At 68.4% G+C, this 20,902-nt stretch carries 20 protein-coding genes; 7 read left to right on the forward strand and 13 right to left on the reverse strand.

Annotated elements, in window-relative coordinates; genetic code table 11:
- Nucleotides 1–6 precede the first annotated feature (6 nt).
- Entirely contained in the window at nucleotides 7–387 is a 381-nt protein-coding gene (locus tag ACIP5Y_RS32270; protein WP_400355911.1) for a DUF397 domain-containing protein, read from the reverse strand.
- Between the two features lie 10 nt (nucleotides 388–397).
- Nucleotides 398–1,270, reverse strand: coding sequence for a Scr1 family TA system antitoxin-like transcriptional regulator (locus ACIP5Y_RS32275; RefSeq protein WP_400355913.1), 873 nt, complete (start codon nucleotides 1,268–1,270; stop codon nucleotides 398–400).
- 90 nt (nucleotides 1,271–1,360) lie between these two features.
- Here ACIP5Y_RS32275 and ACIP5Y_RS32280 point away from each other — a divergent pair, with 90 nt between their 5' ends.
- On the forward strand, nucleotides 1,361–1,834 hold the full coding sequence (locus ACIP5Y_RS32280; RefSeq protein ID WP_400355915.1) for a hypothetical protein: 474 nt from the start codon (nucleotides 1,361–1,363) through the stop codon (nucleotides 1,832–1,834).
- Nucleotides 1,835–1,859: 25 nt separating this feature from the next.
- Here ACIP5Y_RS32280 and ACIP5Y_RS32285 read toward each other — a convergent pair whose 3' ends face one another.
- Both ACIP5Y_RS32285 and ACIP5Y_RS32290 read right to left on the reverse strand, forming a co-directional pair.
- Nucleotides 1,860–2,345, reverse strand: a complete 486-nt coding sequence (locus ACIP5Y_RS32285) for a DUF4190 domain-containing protein (RefSeq protein WP_400355917.1) — start codon at nucleotides 2,343–2,345, stop codon at nucleotides 1,860–1,862.
- 10 nt (nucleotides 2,346–2,355) lie between these two features.
- Nucleotides 2,356–3,135, reverse strand: coding sequence for a pirin family protein (locus ACIP5Y_RS32290; RefSeq protein ID WP_400355919.1), 780 nt, complete (start codon nucleotides 3,133–3,135; stop codon nucleotides 2,356–2,358).
- Nucleotides 3,136–3,393: 258 nt separating this feature from the next.
- Here ACIP5Y_RS32290 and ACIP5Y_RS32295 point away from each other — a divergent pair, with 258 nt between their 5' ends.
- From ACIP5Y_RS32295 to ACIP5Y_RS32305, 3 genes are all read left to right on the forward strand, one after another.
- Complete coding sequence (locus ACIP5Y_RS32295; protein WP_400355921.1) at nucleotides 3,394–3,861, forward strand: NUDIX hydrolase; 468 nt, start codon at nucleotides 3,394–3,396, stop codon at nucleotides 3,859–3,861.
- 47 nt (nucleotides 3,862–3,908) lie between these two features.
- A complete protein-coding gene (locus ACIP5Y_RS32300; RefSeq protein ID WP_400356914.1) occupies nucleotides 3,909–5,252 on the forward strand; it encodes an MFS transporter in 1,344 nt (447 codons plus the stop codon).
- Nucleotides 5,253–5,432: 180 nt separating this feature from the next.
- A complete protein-coding gene (locus ACIP5Y_RS32305; protein WP_400355923.1) occupies nucleotides 5,433–7,118 on the forward strand; it encodes a DUF4185 domain-containing protein in 1,686 nt (561 codons plus the stop codon).
- Here the strand turns inward: ACIP5Y_RS32305 and ACIP5Y_RS32310 are convergent.
- The 8 genes from ACIP5Y_RS32310 to ACIP5Y_RS32345 all read right to left on the reverse strand — a co-directional run bounded on the left by ACIP5Y_RS32310 (nucleotide 7,087) and on the right by ACIP5Y_RS32345 (nucleotide 14,817).
- Nucleotides 7,087–7,965 carry a biotin-dependent carboxyltransferase family protein gene (locus ACIP5Y_RS32310; protein WP_400355925.1) on the reverse strand — a complete coding sequence of 293 codons (879 nt, stop codon included), beginning with the start codon at nucleotides 7,963–7,965 and terminating at the stop codon, nucleotides 7,087–7,089. The genes ACIP5Y_RS32305 and ACIP5Y_RS32310 overlap by 32 nt on opposite strands.
- Complete coding sequence (locus tag ACIP5Y_RS32315; protein ID WP_400355927.1) at nucleotides 7,962–8,660, reverse strand: allophanate hydrolase subunit 1; 699 nt, start codon at nucleotides 8,658–8,660, stop codon at nucleotides 7,962–7,964. Before ACIP5Y_RS32315 ends, ACIP5Y_RS32310 begins: the two co-directional genes overlap by 4 nt.
- Before the next feature lie 81 nt (nucleotides 8,661–8,741).
- The gene (locus ACIP5Y_RS32320) at nucleotides 8,742–9,494 is read right to left on the reverse strand and encodes a LamB/YcsF family protein (protein ID WP_400355929.1); all 753 of its coding nucleotides are present in this window, start codon (nucleotides 9,492–9,494) and stop codon (nucleotides 8,742–8,744) included.
- Between the two features lie 60 nt (nucleotides 9,495–9,554).
- On the reverse strand, nucleotides 9,555–10,898 hold the full coding sequence (locus ACIP5Y_RS32325; protein WP_400355931.1) for a sulfate/molybdate ABC transporter ATP-binding protein: 1,344 nt from the start codon (nucleotides 10,896–10,898) through the stop codon (nucleotides 9,555–9,557).
- Nucleotides 10,899–11,059: 161 nt separating this feature from the next.
- Complete coding sequence (locus ACIP5Y_RS32330) at nucleotides 11,060–12,679, reverse strand: DUF885 domain-containing protein (RefSeq protein WP_400355933.1); 1,620 nt, start codon at nucleotides 12,677–12,679, stop codon at nucleotides 11,060–11,062.
- A 10-nt stretch (nucleotides 12,680–12,689) separates the two neighbouring features.
- Complete coding sequence (locus ACIP5Y_RS32335) at nucleotides 12,690–13,544, reverse strand: ABC transporter permease (RefSeq protein ID WP_400356915.1); 855 nt, start codon at nucleotides 13,542–13,544, stop codon at nucleotides 12,690–12,692.
- Nucleotides 13,545–13,633: 89 nt separating this feature from the next.
- Nucleotides 13,634–14,389: a molybdate ABC transporter substrate-binding protein gene (gene modA / locus ACIP5Y_RS32340; protein ID WP_400355935.1), complete on the reverse strand. Its 756-nt coding sequence runs from the start codon at nucleotides 14,387–14,389 to the stop codon at nucleotides 13,634–13,636.
- 14 nt (nucleotides 14,390–14,403) lie between these two features.
- Nucleotides 14,404–14,817, reverse strand: coding sequence for a molybdopterin-binding protein (locus ACIP5Y_RS32345; protein WP_400355937.1), 414 nt, complete (start codon nucleotides 14,815–14,817; stop codon nucleotides 14,404–14,406).
- A gap of 161 nt (nucleotides 14,818–14,978) precedes the next feature.
- Here ACIP5Y_RS32345 and ACIP5Y_RS32350 point away from each other — a divergent pair, with 161 nt between their 5' ends.
- The gene (locus ACIP5Y_RS32350; RefSeq protein WP_400355939.1) at nucleotides 14,979–15,731 is read left to right on the forward strand and encodes a hypothetical protein; all 753 of its coding nucleotides are present in this window, start codon (nucleotides 14,979–14,981) and stop codon (nucleotides 15,729–15,731) included.
- Between the two features lie 10 nt (nucleotides 15,732–15,741).
- On the opposite strand, the gene ACIP5Y_RS32355 is transcribed toward ACIP5Y_RS32350, so the two are convergent.
- A complete protein-coding gene (locus ACIP5Y_RS32355) occupies nucleotides 15,742–17,175 on the reverse strand; it encodes a CCA tRNA nucleotidyltransferase (protein ID WP_400355941.1) in 1,434 nt (477 codons plus the stop codon).
- Between the two features lie 111 nt (nucleotides 17,176–17,286).
- Between ACIP5Y_RS32355 and ACIP5Y_RS32360 the strand changes: the two genes are divergently transcribed.
- Entirely contained in the window at nucleotides 17,287–17,859 is a 573-nt protein-coding gene (locus ACIP5Y_RS32360) for an NUDIX hydrolase (RefSeq protein WP_397007913.1), read from the forward strand.
- Nucleotides 17,856–20,426 carry a hypothetical protein gene (locus ACIP5Y_RS32365; RefSeq protein ID WP_400355943.1) on the forward strand — a complete coding sequence of 857 codons (2,571 nt, stop codon included), beginning with the start codon at nucleotides 17,856–17,858 and terminating at the stop codon, nucleotides 20,424–20,426. The genes ACIP5Y_RS32360 and ACIP5Y_RS32365 overlap by 4 nt, the downstream gene beginning before the upstream one ends.
- Nucleotides 20,427–20,902 lie beyond the last annotated feature (476 nt).

Here is a 20,902-nt window from a genome sequence, read left to right on the forward strand (position 1 = left end):
TGCCGGTCAGGCGGCGACCGGAACTCGATCGAATTCACCGTCGCGGGCGCCGGCGGTGAAGGCAGCCCATTCGCCAGGGGTGTAGACCAGGGTGATCTCGGCGTGGCGGAGTTCGGTGTGGCCGTCGAGGCGGGTGTGTGCCGTGAGGGCGGTGCGGGCGGAACGGCGGTCCGGGAGGGTACCCAGGAACGACATCCATTCGCTCGCGGTGACAGTGATGACGGGCTCGGATTCGAGGCGATTTTCCGGGTTGCGCCGGTACTTGCTGTCGCGGATGAGCACCGACGCACCGTCGAATCGAACCTCCACGCACTGATTTCCGTTATTGGTACGGGTCGACGTGAACCAGCCGGTGGATTCCGGCTGGTACTTCGCGGTGGTAAGCATGCGCTGCATTTTACCGTCCGACCTCCGTATCCCACCCTTTCGAATAGCGTTCGATGAGCTCCAAAGAATCTGCGCGGCTGAGTGATTGGTCCAGCGCACGCACAAATGCGAACCCCAGATCGCGAACCTGATCCGTATCTTCCACGGCGCCACCGAAAACCGCGCTCTCCACCCAGGTGAAGGTGGGCAGATTTTCGGAAGCGAAATCCAGCAGATGGAAACTCGAGCCACCGAGCATCGCACCGCTCGTCGCGGTGAACGGAATCACCCGAACCGAAACGGAATCCAGTTCGGTGAGCAGATCCACCAGGTGTTCGAGTTGGCCGCGCAATACTTTCGGGCCGCCGATCTGTTGCAACAGCGTGGCCTCGCCGACCACCGCGGTCAATTCGACCCGGTCGTCACCGCGCAATCGCTCCTGCCGCCGCAACCGCACCGCCACCAGTTGTTCCACCTGGACCGGGCGGATCATGACGTCGGCGCTGATGAGCGCCCGCGCATACTCTTCGGTCTGCAGCAGGCCCGGCACCACCAGACTGTCGTAACTGCGGATGCTCTCCGCCCCGAACTCCATGCCGTAATAGCGCTGCAGTTCCGCGCCCAGCAGGGCCGAGGACTTGGCCCACCAGCCGCGCTCCTTGCTCTCGGTCAGCAGGGCGAGCAGTTCCTCGCGCTCCTCGCCGTCCACCTCGAGCAGTTCCAGCACCGGGCCGATGGTGGTCGCGGTCAGCACGCGCCGGGCCTTCTCCACATGCGACCAGTTGGCCGGCGTGAAGCCGGTGCGCTTGGCGAAGGTGGCCGAATCGAAGCCGCGCTGCTCGCGGAGTTCACGCAGCCGCAGAACCAGCTCCCACCGGGCGACCGTGGGCGAGACGGGTGCCATGACAGGCGATCCTACTCCGCACAACTCACTGGCGTGTGACTATTGTCATACAGATTGCGGGATAATAGGGTCGGTAGCAGGAGGTTCGCCATGAGCGCGCTGGACCCGTCCTCATACACCGCCACCCAGGAAGCACTGGCCCGCTGCCGGCGCTACCGCAAGGAGCACGGCCTGTACGGCGTCGTCGACTCGGCACTCGGGCGGATCATGCTGGAAGTCGGGGCGGTCGGCGCGGTCACCATGCCCGCTGAACTCGGCGCACGCGTCCGCAACCGGCTGCATGCACAGCATCGGTGCGGGCCCGTCATCGCCCATCCCCGGTCCGGGCGGTGGACCTTCCTCACCGGGCCCATGGACGACTCCTACCTCGACATGGCCCTGTTCTCCGACCTTTTCCGGGACTGCGCCGCGGTGGCGCTACCCGGTAGCCGCATCGTGCTGCCCTCACCCAGTGATGAGCACACCGGCTACCGCGCCTGGATCTGCCCGCCGCAGGGCGACTTCCGGCCCGAACTCGCCGAAGTGGTCCGGGCTACCCGCGAATGCCGCCCGGCCGCCGGTTGATCGAGAAACCGCTCAGGGCGCTCTCTCAGGGGGTCGGCTCGGGCGTGACGGTGATGCCGTACTTATCGCTGATGGTGGTCTTGAAGTCGTTCTGGCATTGGTCGACCTTGGCCTGATCGTTCCCGGCCTTGTTCAGGCAGTCGACCAGATCCTTACCGCCATTGTCGACGAACCAGCTGTAGGCGAAGACCGCAAGCAGAATCGAGATGATGATGCCGATAATGCCCAGGATCAGGCCCGACACTCCCATACCGAGACCACCCGCGGTGCCGTTGCGCGCCTTCACCATTGCGATGAGACCGAAGACCGTCGCGAACAGACCGAACAGAATGCCGCCGACCACCGTGACCGAACCGATCACCGCGAGAATGCCGAGCACCAGCGCGGTGATCGCCAGGCCCTTGCGCTTCGGCGACTCCTGCCAGTACGGCTGCCCGCCCGGCGGGGGATAGTTACCGGGCGGAGGCGGCGGATAGTTGCCGTACTGACCCGGCGGCGGGTACTGGCTCATGGCGTCGATGCTATTGCCCACCGAGGCGGGCATGCATCTCCCACACCAGAATTTCGGACGGCAGGTTCGCCGTCACCCGCTGGCCGCCACTGCGCACCATACGGACCGCGTCACCCTCGTACAGGGTGCCGACGCCCTCCATCTCCACCTCACCGCGCGCCACGAAGACATGCAGGTAAGGGGCCTCCGGCAGCCGCACCTCGACCGGCGCGGCCGGACCCGCCATGCGGGCCACGTGCAATGCCGAATGACTACTGGCAATGGCGATCGCGCTGCGATCCCGATAGCGCGGCAGGCCCGAGGCCACCGTCACCAGACCGCCGCCGGCCAGCTCGTCGTCGACCTCCAGCTGCTGATAGCCGGGCGTCAGGCCGGGCTCGTCCGGCACCACCCACATCTGCACGAAATGCACCGGCTCGTCATGCTCCGGGGCGGTACTGAGCCGCCACGAATCGTTCTTCTCCGAATGCAGAATGCCGGTACCAGCGCTCATCCGCTGCGCCAGACCCGGATAGATGACGCCGTTGTGCCCCAGCGAATCCTGGTGCACCAGGCTGCCGCTCAGCACCCAGGTGACGATCTCCATATCCCGATGCGGATGCGTTTCGAATCCCTCACCGGGCAGGACGATGTCCTCATTGTTCACCAGCAGCAGGCCGTGATGCGTGTTGTCGGGATCGTAATGCTCCCCGAACGAGAACGAATGCTTCGAATCCAGCCACGCCACACGGGTTTTCATGCGGTCGCCGCCACGATGGACATCGATGTGTGGTGTCGTGAGGGTGGACACCGCCGTACTCCTCTCACCGGCGAGCACCGATCGGATTCCAGGGTAGGGGCATAATCCATGCCCTGAGCTGAACTCCAGGTAAATAGTCTAGCGTGAGAGCACCGTTGCCCTACCCGCCGCCGACCAGGCGCTTCACCCTCGGCACGCGGTGCGGGCAAATGACTGGCGATGATCATCGGGAAGTCCGCGCGACGGCGTGATCCGGGTGGCGACCGTATCATGATGTGCCGCAAGTGAAACCGGAGGGAGAGCAGGGGGATGCGACCCGAAGTACTCGCGAGCATCGAACGCGAACTCCGGCAGCAGGCCGAGGCCGAGGGGATCGCGCACTTCGTGGTGGGGGTGGCGGTATTCCGCGCGGGCAAACTCCTGGTCGTGCGGCGTGTCGAAGGAACATACCGGGGCATGTGGGAGTTACCCGGCGGCGGCGTCGAATCCGGGGAAAGCTTTGCCGACTGCGTAGGACGCGAACTCTTCGAGGAAACCGGACTGCGCGTACTCGATATCACCGATGTACTCGGCGGCTTCGACTACGCCACCCGCACCAAATCCCGGGTCCGCAAATACAGCTTCGTCGCCGAGGCCGAGCCCGGCGACGTGCTGCTCGATCCGGCCGAGCACGATCAATATCAATGGATAGACGCCGACAGCCTGGACAACCTGCCCATGGCCGACGATATGCGCGCCGCGGTTTTCGCCTTGGTGACCACGCACCCGGCCCGGTGACCCGGACGGCCCCGCTGCGCGGCAGGCTGACGGCGGCACGCACCGGAATGGCAGCCGCACGCACGGGACTCGCCGAGAACCCCGGCACGTTACGGCTCACCGCGGTCCGGCTGGCCGGGCAATTCGGGGACGGCATGTTCCAGGCGGCGCTGTCCGGGGCCATCCTCTTCAATCCCGAACGCGAGACCGATCCACTCGCCATCGCGGGCGGATTCGCGGCGCTGCTGCTGCCGTATTCGATCATCGGGCCCTACGCGGGCGCGCTGCTGGACCGCTGGGATCGGCGGCTCGTGCTGCTGGTCGCGAACGTGCTGCGCGGAGTGCTGATTGCGATCACCGCCGTGAGCCTGGCGGCCGGGGCGAGTGACCGTGCGCTGCTCGCCCTCGCGCTGGCCGTGGTCGGTGTCAGCCGGTTCGTCAATGCCGGCGTCTCCGCCTCGCTGCCCCGAGTGCTCGCCCAGCGCCGGCTCGTCCCCATGAACTCGATCATGGCCACTGCGGCGTCCGGGTGCGCGATCCTCGGTGCGGGCGTGGCCTTCTCGATCATCGGCCTGGCCGGGGCCGGCAACACCGCCTCCGGACTCGCCGTCGCGGGCAGTGCCGTGGGATCCGTCGTGGGTGCGGTGGCCGCCGCCGGGTTCCGCTCGCGCGCCCTCGGACCGGCCTGGCCGGCAAGCGGATCCGGCGGCACACCGGAGGAGACCGCGTCGGCTGCCCCACCCGTGCAGCGGAGCGCGGTGCGGGCCATCGCCGCTGGGCTGAGAGAAGGGGCGGTGGCGGTGTGGCGGGTGCCGGAGGTGACGACCACGATGATCGGGATCGGGGCGCATCGGATCGTGTTCGGGGCCGACACGCTGGTGATGGTGCTGGTGCTGCGGCGGGGGGATCAGGCGGCGGTCGGGGCGCATATCGCGCAGTTCAGTGCGGCGATCACCGCGACCGGGGCGGGCATGCTGGGGGCGGCGGTGGTTGCGCCGGTGCTGATTCCACGCCTCGGGCGGCCACGGACCGTGGAGGCGGGGCTGATCATGGCGATCGTGGTGCAGTTGACGCTGGTCACGCCGATCACCGTGGCGCACGGCGCGGACGAGGATCGGGCCGGGCTGATGCTGCTGGCGGCGGCCTTCCTGCTCGGGCTGGCGGGGCAGACCATCAAGCTGACCGGGGACGCGGCCATGCAGATCGGCATCGACGACGCGCACCGCGGGCAGGTGTTCGCCTTGCAGGACACCATCTTCAACATCACCTATGTATCGGCGCTGGCGGGCACGGCGCTGTGGATACCGTCCGACGGGCGCTCCCCGGCCGTCGTGATGGCCGCGGCCGGCGTCTACGCCTGCGGCATCGCCGCAATCGCACTCAATTCGCGGCGCAGCGGAACGACACGGTAGCGATGACACCGGAGCGATAACGATCTTCCGGGACCCCGGCACCCATCCAACGGGTCGCGGCATTCGAATTGTCTTGGGGTCGGCCGACAATGCGGTCGGCACGGCCCGTTTTTCCGTGTTCGCGGTGTTAATATCGCCCGGGGCGCCACCCCCAGCCCCGGATGAGGAGAAACATACGGCATGGGATTCCGTTCGGTCGCGAGACCACGACGTTCCGAAATCCCCGCCGCACTCACCCTCTCCGGCAGTGTTGCCGCCGTCGCCGCGCTACTGCTGCCCGCCGCGACCGCGGGCGCCGCACCCCTCGCGCCCTGGGCCCCGCCGCCCGTGAACAGTTGCGGCGAAACGGGATACGACCCGCTGGCCCGGCAGCAGCCACCGGCACCGCCGGGACCACCGCCGCCGCAATCGAATCCGACCATCCACATCCCCGTACCGGTACCGCAGATCATGCCGGTACCCATCCCGGGACCCCTGCCCGACAACACCCGCGTCGATCAGCAGCCGCTGCCCGAGGACCCGTGCACCAACCCCTGCCCGGACATTCGCGACGACGCCAAACCTAAAACGGATGTGCCTGCACCGCAGGATGATCCGGCCACGACACCGGACCCCGCCGCCACCGGCACCGGGGAACCGCCGCAACCCACCACCACTCCGCCCACCACCACTCCGCCCACCACCACGCCACCGCCACCCAGCACGAACAATCCGCTGGGGCTGCCGCAGATCCAGATCGACCCGCAGACCGAGCCCATCCCGATCCCGGTACCCGGCGGCGAACCGCCCGAACCGCAGCCCGCACCCACCCCCGACGTGCAGCCCGCCGCACCGGCCCCGGTCGCGGCCGCACCGGCGAAACCGCAGGTGCAGTCCCTGGATCTGGTCGATCAGGTCACCGGGCACGGCTCCGCCAACCGCACCGATATGCGCTGGTCCGTCGACGGCACCGACCTCGGCCTGATCTGGGAGACCAAACCCGATCAGGTGGCCGTCGTCTTCGGCGACACCTTCGGAAAGGGCTGGGAAGCGCCCGGCGCGGGCACCGGCGACCAGGACTGGCGCAGCAACACCATCGCCTACAGCAGCAACCACGACCTGTCCCAGGGCCTCACCCTGGACAGCTTCGTCCAGGACAGCCGCTGCCACGCGGCCCAGATCCTGGACAGCCGCAAGATCGCCAACTTCGAGATCACCACCATCCCCACCTCCGGCTTCGCCATCGGCGACCGGCAATACCTGACCTACATGTCGATCAACCGGTGGAGCAAGATCCCGGGCATGTGGTGGACCAACCTCGGCGGCATCGCCTGGTCCGACGACAACGGCCGCACCTGGACCAAATCGCAATGGGCCCAATGGGACAACCTGTTCGGCGCCAACCGGTTCCAGGTCTCCACCATGGTGCCGCACGACGACTACGTCTACATGTTCGGAACACCCAACGGGCGCATGGGATTCATCGGCCTCGGGCGCGTACCCAAGGACCAGGTGCTCAACAAGTCCGCCTACCAGTACTGGGTCAACGGCAACTGGGAACCGACCGCCGGACCGGGCCAACTGCTCGCCACCTCGATCGCCGACGGCATGGCCGGCGAGATCTCGGTGCGCTACGACCAGGACAGCAAGCTGTGGCAGATGACCTACCTCGACGTCAGCAAGCATCAGATCGTGCTGCGCACCGCCACCGAACCCCAAGGCACCTGGTCCGCGCCGGTACCGCTGGTCGACACCGACGACTATCCCGCCGCCTACGGCGGCTTCATGCACCCGTGGTCGACCGGCAAGGACCTGTACTTCACCATGTCCGCCTGGAACAGCTACAACGTGTACCTCATGCACGCGACCCTGGATCCGGCGCACTGAGCCGGAACCGCACGGCCTGACCCGGGCGGGCCTGCGCCACCACATCCACATCGGCGTCCACCACCACCCCGATCACCGGATAGCCGCCGGTGATCGGATGATCGGCCAGGAACACCACCGGCTGACCGCTCGGCGGCACCTGAATGGAACCCAGAGCCATACCCTCCGTGGGCAATTCGGTGTCCACCGCACGCCGCAGCACCGGACCCGAACGCCGGTCCAGGCGGGCGCCGATGCGATCGGTGTCCGGGGAGACGGTCCACTCGCCCGCGAAAAGCGCTGCGGCATCGGCGAACCAGTCGGCGCGCGGACCCGGCACCACCCGCACGGTCAGCGGTCCGGCGGTGAGCGCGGCGATCGGGGCCACATCCACCGTCGGATGCGTGCGCGGCGGCCTCCCCACCGGCAGCACATCACCCACCCGCAGCGGCTCCGGGCCGATACCCGACAGCGTGTCGCGACTGCGCGAACCCAGCACCGGCGGCACATCGATACCGCCACGCACCGCGATATAACTGCGCAGGCCCGACCCGGCGAAACCCAGCCGAAGCCGTTGCTCCTCTTCGATTTCCAGCACGCTGGCCATCCCCATCGGGCGGCCGTCCACGGTGATGGGGGCGACGGCGCCGGTCACAGCCACGGTGAGATGCCGCAACGCGAGCAACTCCACGCCACCCAGCAGGGCCTCGATAGCGGCCGCGCCCTCCGGATTTCCGACCAGGCGATTCGCGAGCCGCAGCGAACCGCGATCCGCCGCACCCGCCGCACCGACACCGGAATCGAACCAGCCGGGACGGCCCAGATCCTGAATGGTGGCCAGCGGGCCCACCCGCTCCACCCGGATCATGCCGCGCCACCCTCGACAGCCACGAACTGGACGCGGCTACCCGCGCGTACCAGCGCGGGCGGGTCGCGATCCACATCCCACAAGGTCAGCTCGGTGCTGCCGATGAGCTGCCAGCCACCCGGACTACGCCGCGGATAGACCGCCGAATAACCACCCGCCAGGGCCACCGCACCGGCCGGGATCGCGGTGCGGGACTGGGCGCGGCGGGGGACCGTCAACCTGCGGTCCGGGGATTCCAGATAGCCGAAGCCCGGTGCGAAACCCGCGAAGGCGCAACGCCATACGACGCCGGTGTGCTGTGCGATCAATTCCGCGCGGGTGAGACCCAGCAACGCCGCCACCTCGGGCAGATCCGTGCCGTCGTAGCGCACCGGGATCCGCACCGGATCCGCGCCGGAACCATTGCCGCCCAGCGGGTCACTCGTCGCCGGCGCCCCCGCCAGGCCCGCCAGCAGTGCGGCCAGCTGTTTGCGCACCGGTTCCGCCGCCGCCGGGGAAGACAGTGTGACCAGGACGGTTTCGGCCGCGGGCAGCACATCGACGACGCCACCCGGCCGGATGCGCAGGGCCGCCACCAGCTCGGTCAGGACGGTGCGCCGCGGCACCATCACCAGCAGGGCGCAATCGCCCGCGGGCCGGATCTCACCGAGACCCGGTGCAGCGGATCGGAACTGGTCGGAGGCCGGATCGCTCATCGTTCACCTATCGCAGACATTCCGAGTTAATCCATTGCAGCCGTCCCGGATTCGACCATCGCAGCCATGCGGGGCGCACCGTCAGGTGAAGGCCCGCACGGGAATTCCGGAATCGTCCAGGGCGGCGCGTATGCGGCGCGCCATCATCACCGCCGCCGGAGTGTCACCGTGTACGCAGATGCTCGTCGCGGACACGGCGACCGTGCCGCCGTCCACGGTGACGGCCTTTCCATGATTCGCGATCGACAGCGCCTGCGTCACAGCTTCGTCCTCGTGCAACACCGCGCCGGGGGTGCCGCGCGGGGTGAGCAGACCCTCCGGCGTGTACGCACGATCCGCGAAACCCTCACCCACGAACGGGGTTCCGGCCGCATGCGCCGCCTGCTCCAGTTCGGTGGACGCCGGTCCCAGCAGGGCCAGCGCGGGATCGAATTCGCGCAGGGCGGCGACGATCGCCTCGGCGAGTGCCCGATCCGCGGCGACCTGGTGGTACAGCGCGCCATGCGGTTTCACGTAGCGCACCCGGTCACCGGCGGCGCGGGCGAAGGCGTCCAGGCTGCCGATCTGGTACAGCGTCTCGTCACGCACCTCGTCCGGGGTCACCGGAATCGCGCGGCGGCCGAAACCCGCCAGATCACGGTGACCGATATGCGCGCCGATGCGCACGCCCCGCTCCACCGCCAGCGCACAGGTGCGCCGCATGATGGCCGGATCCCCGGCATGGAACCCGCACGCGATATTGGCGCTGGTCACGACGTCCAGCATGGCCGCATCATCGCCCATCCGATAGGCGCCGAAGCCCTCGCCGAGATCACTGTTGAGGTCCAGGGTCATAGTTCCTCCCGAGCTCCAGAATATGACTCAGGTCACATCGATGAGACAGTGGCCCACAGGTCAGTATGAATAGACCTCGACCTCGGTCGCCTTCACGGCATAGAACACATCCATACCGGGAGCAAGATCCAGCTGGGCCGCCGCGGCGGGCGTCAGATCCGCGGCCAACCCCGCGGTCGCCCCCTGACCGTCTTCGGCGCGCACCCGGACGATGCCGCCGCGATCCTCCAACTCCGCGATCCGCACCCGAAACACATTGCGGGGACTGCCCTCCGGATGCTCGCGATGGACCGCCACCGCGGCCGGTGAGAAAACCGCGGCCGCGCGGGAATCCGGCACAACGTCGTCCTCCGAGCGGCCGGTCACTGTCGTATCGCCGTCGATGACAGCGACAAGACCGGCGGTCTCGCCGCCGGCCCCGGTACCGACGATCAGATTCACACCCGCGATCCGCGCGGCGAACCGGCTCCGCGGTCGCGCGAGAACCGTTGCCACCGGCCCGGACTCGACCACCCGGCCGGACTCGATGACCGCCACCCGATCGGCGAGCGTCACCGCGTCGATGATGTCGTGCGTCACCAGAATGGTCACCACCGGGCGCCCGAACTCCCGCACCCCGGCAATCCGGCCCGCGCGACCGGCAGTCCCCGCCGCACCCGCACCCCCGGCAGCACGCACCGTGCGAGGAGAGGCAGCACCGCCCCGCGCACCCAGGCCGACGCCGCCGGCGCCCGCCTTGCCGGCGGGACCCGGCGCGCCCGCGGCCTTACCGGCCACCGCGGCTCCTGAGAGCGTCGACGGCGCGTCATCGGTGATCGCGAGTGCCGACTCGGATACCGGATTCGGGCGGAGGACACGGCGCAGCAGAGTTCGCATCGCGGGTGCGGCGGTCACATCCAGGGCGGCCATGGGTTCGTCGAGCAGCAGCACTTCCGGCCGGACGGCCAGTGCGCGAGCGAGAGCCACCCGCTGTGCCTGCCCGCCCGAGAGGGAATCCGGTGGGCGCCCGGCGAAATCCCACATGTCGACCGCCCGCAACCATTCCTGGGCGACGGTATCGGCCCTATGCCCGCGCATACCCCGGCTACGCGGGCCGAACGCCACATTCGCGCGCACCGACATATGCGGGAACAGCAGCGCATCCTGCGCCAGCAACGACACCGAACGCCGATGCGGCGGCACCGCGATGCCCGCGGCGATATCGGTGAGCACCTCGCCGTTCAGGGTCAGCCGACCCGAATCCGGGACCAGCAGGCCGGCGACCATGTCCAGCAGCGTCGACTTGCCCGCGCCGTTGGGACCGAGGATCGCCAGCACCTCGCCGGGCGGTACCCGCAGCTCGACCTGGAAGTCGCGCTGTGCCAGGGTCGCCGACAGCACGAGGCCCGAATCCGGCTCAGCCATTGCGGACTCCGCCCCGGCTACGACGGGGCTCGAGCACTTCGGCCGGCCCGCACCGTCCATCGGCGAGTGTCACCCGGCCGCTGTCCGGCGTCGGTTGCAGCCGGATATTCCGTTCCATCAGACGGGAATCGGCTTCCGGGCCGGCGGATTCGCGCATCGATTCAGGTCCTGTCCACGCCGAGTAGGGCGGCCAAGTGGCGGGGGGCGGGGGAGCCGTGGGCGAGCATGGCGTCGTGCCAATCGCGGAGGGGAGTGGTGGCGGGGCGGGCGGCGGCGATGGCGGAAACCTCCGTGTAGCCGACGAAGTAGGTGGAGAGCTGGGTGGAGCTGAGGAGGGCGCGGCGCCATTTGCCGGCGGCTTCGCCCTCCTCTTGGAAGCCGCGGCGCAGCATGAGGTCCATGGCCTCCGGCTCGGTCAGGCCGGCGCAGTGCACGCCCTGATCCAGGATGGCGTTGATGGTCATGCGCAGGTGGGACTTCAAGCGCTGCAGGAGAACCGGCAGGCCACCGAAACCGTGCTCGGACATGAGCTGCTCGGTGTAAACCGCCCAGCCCTCGATGAAGGTGCCGCTCCAGCACATGGCGCGCGCCGCCGTGGAACCACGGAAACGCCGGGCCCGCGCCAACTGCAGAAAGTGGCCGGGCATGGCCTCGTGCACGGTCAGATTGCGCATCATGTGATCGTTGTATTCGCGATAGAACGAGGCGACCCGCTCGGCCGACCAGTCCGAAGGGGTCGGGGCGATGGCGAAAAACGTGGGCAGCTCGGCAGTTTCGAGCGGGCCCACCGGATCGCAGTAGGCGACCGCCACACCACGCGCGAACTCCGGCATCTCCTGGATCACCAGCGGATCGTCGACGAGAGTCGCCAGCTCGTGGGCGGCGACGAACGCGGTCGCCTCCTCGAGTGCGGTGGTGGCCGTGCCGACCACCGTGGCATTGCTCGGATGATCGGCGGCCAGGCGGGCCAGCGCCGCCCGGACCGTCTCGTCATCCGGATTCGCGACCCCGAGCAGTTCGCCTGCGGCGGCGCGGATCTCGGTGGTCAAGCGATCGAGGTGGGTGTGCGCGCGGTCCAGCACCGCGGCGGCGCTCAGGTCGGTGTCGAGGGTGTGCCAGAGTTTGGCCTCCCACAGGCGGCGGCCCAGTCGCGGATCCCGCTCCGAATGCTCTACGCGCTCGGCGAGCCAGCCCTTGAATTCGATCAGCGCCGCCACCGCCGTCCGCGCGGCCGCGTCGATCTCGAATCCGGGCGCCTGCGCGGTCAATTCGGGCAGCAGGTCATGAATCAGGGACTTGACCCCGCCGAACTGGCCGATCGCCGTCTCCACATGCACGCGCGGACAGTCACCCAGCACCTTGCGGGCCGTCGCCAGCGCATCCGGCAGGGCTTCCAGACGGGATCGCACCGCTTCCAGGCGTTCCTCGGCGGGCGCGAACGGGCGCGCCATCAGCCCGTACAGCAGCGGACCCGGGTTGTGTACCAGCGGATTCCACTCGTGCTCCCGCGCCTCGGTGAACTCGAAGAGCATCCCGTCCACGTGCTGCTGCAGCATGGCGTGATCCACCCGATCCTCCGGATCGAGCTCGTCGTCGTCGACCTCGGCCAGCGCGTGCGAGGCCTCACGCAGCATGGTGACCTGCGCGGCCACCGCCTCCGGCGAGTAATCCGGCAGCCGGTGATCGGCGCCGTGATCACCTACGAACGCGGCCAATTGCGGGTCGGCGGACAGCACGGCGGAGACGATGCGCTCCGCGCGATCAGCGAAAACACTCGGCATTCCGGCCACGCTACCCGCGCACCAGGGAACGGCGGTCCGTTCCGGACACGCCCGAACGGCGGTACGCCACCAGCACCACGAACACCGCCACCAGCACCAACAGCAGCGAAAGCGCCACCGCCGCATCCGGATCCACCTCGCGCTGCAGATAGATCTCCAGCGGCAGGGTCCGCGTCCTGCCCTGCAGGCTGCCTGCGAATGTCAGCGTGGCGCCGAACTCGCCGAGGGCCCGCGCGAACGCGAGGATCGTGCCCGAGATCAAGGCCGGGCGCAGCAGCGGCAGGGTCACCCGCCACCACACGATCGTCGGACGCGCGCCCAGAGTGGCGGCCACCCGCTCGTATCGATCGCCCGCGGTGCGCATCGCGCCCTCCAGGGTGATCACCAGGAACGGCAGGGCCACGAACGTCTGCGCCAGCACCACCGCGGTCGTACTGAACGCGATCTGGATCCCCATCGCATCCAGCTGCTTACCGAGCAGACCCTGCCGGCCGAACAGGTACAGCAACGCGATACCGCCCACCACCGGCGGTAATACCAAGGGCAGCAACACCAGTGCCCGCAAGATCGGCATGCCGCGCCAGTGCATGCGCGCCAGCACCGAGGCCATCGGCACGCCGAACACGACGCACAGCAGCGCCGCGGCAAGCGAGGTGCGCAGGCTCAGCAGCAGTGCGATCCGCGACGAATCCGACGTGACCAAGCCCAGGAAATGCGACCAATCGACCGCATCCGTCAAACCCACCAGCGGGCCCGCCACGAAACCGAAACCCAGCGCCGCCGGCAACAACAGCCACACCGGAATACGCGTGCCGCCACGATGATTCGACCATCGCCGCGGCCACCGAGGGATGCGACGGCCCATAGGCACCCGGGCCGCCGGATCCGGCGCGGAGCCGACGTCGACCCCGCCCCGCTCCGGGACGCCGGTCTCGGTCGCTTCCGCACCCGTCATTACGGAGCGCCGAACCCGGCCTGGCTCAACGCCTTCTGCCCCTCCGCGCCCGTGATCATGGCGACGAACTGATTCGCGACATCGGCGTTCTTGGAATCCGCCACGGCGGCAATCGGATAGGTGTTCACCGCGGTCTTCGACTCCGGGAACGCCACCGTGGTCACCTTGTTACCGGCCGACGAGGCATCGGTCACGTACACCAGGCCCGCATCCGCCTGACCCGTCTCCACCTTGGTGAGCACATCGGTCACCGAGGACTCCTCGGACACCGGGGACAACTTCACCTTGGTCTCGCCCTCCACCTTCTTGGTCGCCGAACCACACGGCACCTGCGGAGCGCACACCACCAGGTGCACGTTCGGCTTGGCCAGATCCGAGAAGTTCGCGATGTGATCCGGATTGCCCGGCGGGGTCACGATGGTCAGCACATTCGTGGCGAAGTTCTGCGGCTTGGCGCTGATCCGATTGGTCTTGGTGACCTTGTCCATGTTCGCCTGATCCGCCGACGCGAACACATCCGCGGGCGCGCCCTGATTCAGCTGCGCCGCCAGATCCGAGGAACCGGCGAAGGAGAACACCACCTTGGTGCCCGGATGCTCGGTCTGGAATTGATTGCCCAGCTGCGTGAACACCTGCTGCAGCGAGGCGGCCGCGAACACGGTGACGGTCTTGGTGCCGGAGCCGCTGTTGCTCGAGGACGAACCGCAACCCGACAGCAGGCCCGCGCCGAGCACCGCCGCCGCGGCCACCGCCACGCCGGACCGGGTGCCTAGCCGGCGCCACCCGATTCCGCGGTGGTCTCCACCACGACCGTGGTGGCCTTCACCGTGGCCATCGCCACGCTGCCCGGTTGCAAACCCAGCTCGCGCACCGATTCGCTGCTCATCAGGGATACGACTGTGAATGGTCCGCATTGCATCTCCACCTGTGCCATCACGGTATCGGCCACCACACGGGTGACCAGTCCGGGGAATCGATTTCGTGCCGAACTGGCACTACCCATCCGGGTCTGCGGGGTGCGAGCCTGCTCGACGGCGAGTTCCGCCAGCTCCCGTCCGTCCACCACCAGGCGACCGGACTCGTCACGACGCGCGGACAAGGTGCCGTTGTCTATCCACCGGCGCACCGTGTCGTCGCTGACGCCCAGCAACTGGGCGGCGTCACGAATCCGAATATCGGGCATGAGGAGCAGAGTACTTCCGCAGATGCGGAACAATCAATCGAATCCCACCGTATCTGCGGACACGTAACCCGTTCGCGTGTTTCACGTCACCTACCCGTTCCCCGGCGCCCGCTTTCTCGTTCCCGGCACTGTCACCGACGGTCGGTACGCTCGTTGCAATCATGGCCACGTACTTCGATCCGAAGGCCTGGGCAAGCTTCACCACCGCCTGGCTGGAACCTGCCACCGATTTCGGCGTCGGCGCCGTCACCGCCCTCATGCCCGACGTGCTCATGACCCTGCTGTCCGAAGGCATCCTCAGCCAGTTCGGTGGCAAAGAAGTCAGCGCCACCCTGCTCGGCCACGAAATGCGCGCCACGCTACAGACACTCAAGGTCCGCAGACGCGGGGCGCACTTCCAGACCAAAACCGTGCTCACCGGCCTGCGCTGGAACCGCCACCCCGTCGACGAAGTGACCGTCATCGCGCACGGCGTCCGGCTCATACCGGGCGTACCCACCAAGGTCCGGGCCGCACAACTCGATCTCACCGGCGCCATATCCGTTGCAGCGCTACTGGAATGGATCAACGGCTGGCAGACCGACTGGGAACTCGAACCCGCCGAAGGCGGACTGGTCCTCGCCAGACATCGCCGGCGCCGCATCCGCGCCCTCGCCGATGCCGAGATCAGCGACAATGTGCTGACCATCCGGGTGCACCGGGCGCACTGGCGAAAAGTCCCCGCCCCCAGGCGAATGACGAAACTCGACCCGATCCTCTTGTCGGACCTACCGAATCAGGCGCGCATCGCACGCGCGGAACGGGTCGGCGACAAGATCCACTTCACCGCCGACCTACCCGCCATGACCGGGTCGTTCGACCTCGCGCAGATCCGGGCAGCCATCGTCGCCGGCACCACACTGATCATCTTCTAGCGGCCGGCGGCTAAACCTGCTGCGTGGGCCACCATTCGAGCAAGGCGGCCTCCGCCTCGTCACGCGTCATCGGACCGCGGTCCAGGCGCAGTTCCTTCAGGAAACGCCACGCCTTACCGACATCCGGACCCGGTTGCAGGTCCAGCAGTTCCATGATCGCGTTGCCGTCCAGATCCGGGCGGACGCGGGCCAGATCCTCCTGCTCCGCCAGGCGCTCGATACGGACCTCGAGGTCGTCGTAGGTGGAACGCAGCAGGGCGGCGCGACGCTTGTTGCGGGTCGTGCAGTCCGCGCGCACCAGTTTGTGCAAGCGCGGCAACAACTCTCCCGCATCGGTCACATAGCGGCGCACCGCCGAATCCGTCCACTGGCCCTTGCCGTAGCCGTGGAAACGCAGGTGCAGGTACACCAGTTTCGCCACGTCCTCGGTGAACTGCTTCGGATACTTCAAGGCGCGCATGCGCTTTCGCACCATCTTCGCGCCCACCACCTCGTGGTGATGGAAGCTCACGCCGCCGCCCGGCTCGTTCCGCTTGGTCGGCGGCTTGCCGATATCGTGCAGCAACGCCGCCCAGCGCAACACCAGATCCGGATCGCCCTGCTCCTGATCGATGGCCTGCCGCAACACCGTCAGCGAATGCTGATAGACGTCCTTGTGCTGATGATGCTCGTCGATCTCCAGCTGCATGGCCGGAATCTCCGGCATCACCCGCTCCGCCAGACCCGTCTCGACCATGATGTCGATGCCGTCGGTCGGATACTCGCCGCCGATCAGCTTGTCCAGCTCGGTGTGGATGCGCTCCGCGGTGATCCGATCCAGCTCCGGCGCCATCGCCGTGATCGCCGCCCGCACCCGCGGCGCCAGCCGGAAACCCAGCTGCGACACGAAACGCGCACCACGCAGCATGCGCAGCGGATCGTCCCGGAAGGAATCCTCGGGCGCGGCCGGCGTATCGAGCACACCCTCCAGCAGGGCCTCTACACCGTTCAGCGGATCCACGAACTCGAGCTCACCCAGCGCGCCGATGCGAACGGCCATCGCGTTCACCGTGAAATCCCGGCGCACCAGATCACCCTCGAGCGTGTCACCGAAGGTGACCTCCGGATTACGGGACACCCGGTCGTAGGCGTCACTGCGGAACGTCGTGATCTCCAGCTGCTGACCGGCCTTCGACGCCGTCACCGTGCCGAACGCCAGCCCGCCCGTATCCCACAGATTATCGGCCCAGCCGCGCAGCAACTCCTGCACGACCTCCGGCCGCGCATCGGTGGTGAAATCCAGATCGGTACCGAGACGGCCCAGCACGGCATCGCGCACACTGCCGCCCACCAGATACAACTGATGGCCGTGCGCCGCGAACAGCTCACCCAGCGGAGTCATCACCTCCGACAGCTGCCCCAGGGTTATCGCCGCCGACGCCAGCAATCGGGTACGACGATCCACACTGGCTTCTTCGGACTTCGGCGATACCACGAAAATGCAGCTTAGTGGAGGGGCGCAAACCGCCGGGCCACGACGGTCAGGCAAGCGAACGATCCCCGCTAGACTGACGCAGTGTCCCCGGCCGATCGCGCGAACAGTCGACGCCGCCAGCCCCGGCGCCGAGGTTCGGCCGGTACTGCGGCGAAAGCCGGTGGTGCCCAGCGCGGGGAGGCGGAGCGCAAACCACGCATGCGCACCGTGCGGGAAACCTCCGCCGGCGGACTCGTGGTCGACGGGCTCGACGGGCCCAGCGAAAAACGCGCCGCCGCCCTCATCGGCCGCACCGACCGGCGCGGCCGGCTGCTCTGGTCGCTACCCAAGGGACACATAGAAGAGGGTGAGACCGCCGAGCAGACCGCCATCCGTGAAGTCCAGGAGGAGACCGGAATTCACGGCACCGTGGTCGCCGAACTCGGCAGCATCGACTACTGGTTCGTCACCGAAGGCCGGCGGGTACACAAAACCGTGCACCACTACCTCATGCGATCCCTCGGCGGCGAACTCTCCGACGCCGACGTGGAGGTCACCAAGGTGGCCTGGGTTCCCTTGAGCGAACTGGATTCCCGCCTCGCCTACGCCGACGAACGCAGGCTCGCCGAGGTCGCGAACCGGCTGATCGACCGGATGGAGAACGGCAGACAATGACGCGTGCGGGGTCTGGGCGTCCTGAACACGACACCGCGGCGGCACATCCGACAGCTACGAACAGGACGCTGTATCAGCGGCTGCTGTCGTTCGTCGCGGTACTGCTGGCCGTGCTCACGGTCGCCGGTATCGGACCGGCCGCCGCCCTCGGCGAACCCACCACCGGCGCCGGGAACGGCTCCGGCGATACCAGCGGGCCCAAATTCCTGAAACTGTCCCTCGATTCGGTCACGCCCACCGCCATCACCGCCGCCAGCGACCCCTACTTCGTGGTGTCCGGCACCGTCACCAATATCGGCGACCGCAATGTCGACGACATCGCCATCCGCGTCCAGCGCACCGCCGCCGTCACCAACCCCAGCGGACTGCGCTCCAGCCTGCGGCTCGAACAATCCAATTACGACATCACCGGCGAATTCCAGGATGTCGCAGACCGATTGACGCCCGGGCAGCGCAAACAATTCAGCCTCACCGTCGCCGTGCGCTCGGGAACCGATCTGCCCGACGGGGTTTCCGCGCTCGACATCACCAGCCCCGGCATCTACCCGCTGCTGCTCAATGTGAACGGGCAACCCGCCTACGGCGGCCAGGCCCGCCTCGACGACGCCCGCTTCCTGCTGCCCGTCCTCGGCATCCCCGCCGACCCCAACGCGAACAAGACCGACAACCCGGCGCCCCCGGCCGCACCACCCGCGCCACCCGTCGCCACCACCCTGATCTGGCCGCTGGCCGACCGGCCCCGCCTGGTCGCCGGACGACCCGGCGCACCCGACAACCACGCCCTGCTCACCGATGACGACCTCGCCTCCTCCCTCGCCACCGGCGGACGGCTCGACCAGCTGCTGTCCGCGCTGGAGAGCGCGCTCAAACCCGACAGCGGGCACGACAAGAACCTCACCTCCGCGCTCTGCCTGGCCATCGACCCGGACCTACTCATCACCGTGTCCGATATGACCAACGGCTACCAGGTCCTCGCCAGCCCCTCCGATCCGGACGGACCCACCCGCGCCGGCACCGGCGACAAGGCCGCCAAGGCCTGGCTGGACCGGCTGCGCGCCATCGCACCCCGGCTGTGCGTGGTGGCCCTGCCCTTCGCACAGGCCGACCCGAGCGCCCTCGCCGCCACCGACGACGCCACCCTCACCGACCGCGCCCTCACCGCGCCCGCCGACATCATCGATTCCCGGCTGTCGGTGAAATCCGTACGCGGCGTGGCATTGCCGGACGCCGGCACCATCGACGCCGACGGCGCCAACCTGCTCGCCCGGCACGGCTTCACCACCACCCTGCTCGCCGACAACGCCGTCACCGCGCCCGACGGGCACAGCAACCTCACCGCCCTGAAATCGGCCACCCCGGCGAACGATTCGGTGAATCCGGACATCGTGCAACTCGACGGCATCACCCTGCCCGCACCCGCCGGCGGCGAGAACAAGCCGCCGCCAACCGAATTGCGGGCCGCCACCTTCGACATCTGGTCGGCCACCGCGCTCGCCGCCATCGGGTCACACCCGCCGACCCCGCCGTTCACCCCCGACCGGGTGCGCTACGACGTCACCAACGACTCGCGCGCCGCCCGGCTGCAGGACGCGCTCGGCGCGGTCTCCTGGACGGCCTTGAACCCGCTGCCCGGCCACCCCCGCTCCCAGCTGCTCATGCCGCCGCAACAGTGGGGCGCCAACCGCGACGAGGCGAACGCCCTGCTCACCCAGCTCGACCTGTTGTTGCGCAACAACCTGGCGACCGCGCGGCCCCTCACCGATCTGCTCGCCCAGCCGGCCGACCCGCAGCCCTACGAACTCGACTACCTCAGCACCGCCGCCGACGACGCCGTGCCCGCGCACTTCGCCGAACCGGTCCGGCAGCAGGCGCAGCGCATCACCCAGCTGATGGGCGCCCTCGTCGACGTGCCGCAGCAGGAACTCAGCCCGCACGACTTCCTCACCCCGCTGCGCGACGACCTGGTCCGCGTGCTCTCGCTCTCCGACCGGTGGGCCGGCGGCTCCCTCGCCGATACCTCGGCGCAACGCCGCCTCGACCTCACCACCTCGACCATGGACGGCCTCTTCAACTCGGTGACCGTGCTACCACCCGGCGGCGTCTACACCCTCGCCTCGGAACAGAGTCCCTTGCTGCTGGTCGCGCGCAACGACCTGCCCGTCGCCATCCGCGTCCGCTTCCACATCGACGCGCCCGCCGAGACGAACATCACCGATATCGGTGAACAGCAGCTTCCCGCCAAGGGCAATCGGTCATTCCAGATCCCGACCGAGGTCTCCGACCGCCGGAACCTGGTCATTCCCATCGCTCTTACCACACCCGACGGCGTGTCGCTGGGCAAGGCCGTCTCGGTATCGGTGCGATCCAACGCCTACGGTCGTGTGTTGGCAATAATTACCGCGTGCGCTTGTGCACTCCTGCTTCTGCTGGTCGCTCGCCGACTGTGGCACCGCTTCCGCGGACAGTCCGACCCGGCTGACGAGGGGTTCGACCCGGGGACACGACGTCGAGTCAACCGGTACCGGCGCGCGCGAAAGCAGGAGTTGCGACGCAAGGAGGCGCGGTGACCGAACGACCGGAAGGGAATGACGGGCCGTCGCCGCGCCGCGCGCCCTCGGCACCCTGGGAACGCGGAGCGCCACGCCGGCCACAAGGACCGGCGGCCGGGCAACAGCGCGGGGTGCCCCCACAGGGGCCCGCGTCGGGGCAACAGCGATCCGTCCCACCGGGACCGGGCTCGGGACAACAACGTTCCGTGCCACCGGGACCGGCTTCGGGACAACAACGTTCCGTGCCACCGGGACCGGCTTCGGGACAACAACGTTCGGTGCCGCCCGGACCCGCTTCGGGGCAGCAGCGATCGGTACCGCCCGGGCCCGCGTCCGGGCAGCAGCGTGGCGTGCCGCCACAGGGACCCGGATCGGGAACGCAAAGGTCCGTGCCCGGCGTGAGCGTGCCACCGGGCCCGCAGCGGATTCCGCCACGGCCGCAAGGACAACCGTCCGGTCCGCGGACCGGTGAACCCTGGGCCCCCGAATCGGGA

Source organism: Nocardia sp. NPDC088792 (assembly GCF_044750615.1).
Classification (GTDB): Bacteria; Actinomycetota; Actinomycetes; order Mycobacteriales; family Mycobacteriaceae; genus Nocardia.

What these genes read in the sequence shown, in the direction of transcription:
- ACIP5Y_RS32280 (WP_400355915.1), top strand. Translation starts at nt 1,361, where the DNA reads ATGAGCGCGCTGGACCCGTCCTCATACACCGCCACCCAGGAAGCACTG.
- ACIP5Y_RS32305 (WP_400355923.1), top strand. Translation starts at nt 5,433, where the DNA reads ATGGGATTCCGTTCGGTCGCGAGACCACGACGTTCCGAAATCCCCGCC.
- ACIP5Y_RS32275 (WP_400355913.1), bottom strand. Translation starts at nt 1,270, where the DNA reads ATGGCACCCGTCTCGCCCACGGTCGCCCGGTGGGAGCTGGTTCTGCGG.
- ACIP5Y_RS32310 (WP_400355925.1), bottom strand. Translation starts at nt 7,965, where the DNA reads ATGATCCGGGTGGAGCGGGTGGGCCCGCTGGCCACCATTCAGGATCTG.
- ACIP5Y_RS32300 (WP_400356914.1), top strand. Translation starts at nt 3,909, where the DNA reads ATGGCAGCCGCACGCACGGGACTCGCCGAGAACCCCGGCACGTTACGG.
- ACIP5Y_RS32270 (WP_400355911.1), bottom strand. Translation starts at nt 387, where the DNA reads ATGCTTACCACCGCGAAGTACCAGCCGGAATCCACCGGCTGGTTCACG.
- ACIP5Y_RS32330 (WP_400355933.1), bottom strand. Translation starts at nt 12,679, where the DNA reads ATGCCGAGTGTTTTCGCTGATCGCGCGGAGCGCATCGTCTCCGCCGTG.
- ACIP5Y_RS32350 (WP_400355939.1), top strand. Translation starts at nt 14,979, where the DNA reads ATGGCCACGTACTTCGATCCGAAGGCCTGGGCAAGCTTCACCACCGCC.
- ACIP5Y_RS32320 (WP_400355929.1), bottom strand. Translation starts at nt 9,494, where the DNA reads ATGACCCTGGACCTCAACAGTGATCTCGGCGAGGGCTTCGGCGCCTAT.
- ACIP5Y_RS32295 (WP_400355921.1), top strand. Translation starts at nt 3,394, where the DNA reads ATGCGACCCGAAGTACTCGCGAGCATCGAACGCGAACTCCGGCAGCAG.
- ACIP5Y_RS32285 (WP_400355917.1), bottom strand. Translation starts at nt 2,345, where the DNA reads ATGAGCCAGTACCCGCCGCCGGGTCAGTACGGCAACTATCCGCCGCCT.
- ACIP5Y_RS32365 (WP_400355943.1), top strand. Translation starts at nt 17,856, where the DNA reads ATGACGCGTGCGGGGTCTGGGCGTCCTGAACACGACACCGCGGCGGCA.
- ACIP5Y_RS32315 (WP_400355927.1), bottom strand. Translation starts at nt 8,660, where the DNA reads ATGAGCGATCCGGCCTCCGACCAGTTCCGATCCGCTGCACCGGGTCTC.
- ACIP5Y_RS32335 (WP_400356915.1), bottom strand. Translation starts at nt 13,544, where the DNA reads ATGGGCCGTCGCATCCCTCGGTGGCCGCGGCGATGGTCGAATCATCGT.
- ACIP5Y_RS32345 (WP_400355937.1), bottom strand. Translation starts at nt 14,817, where the DNA reads ATGCCCGATATTCGGATTCGTGACGCCGCCCAGTTGCTGGGCGTCAGC.
- ACIP5Y_RS32325 (WP_400355931.1), bottom strand. Translation starts at nt 10,898, where the DNA reads ATGGCTGAGCCGGATTCGGGCCTCGTGCTGTCGGCGACCCTGGCACAG.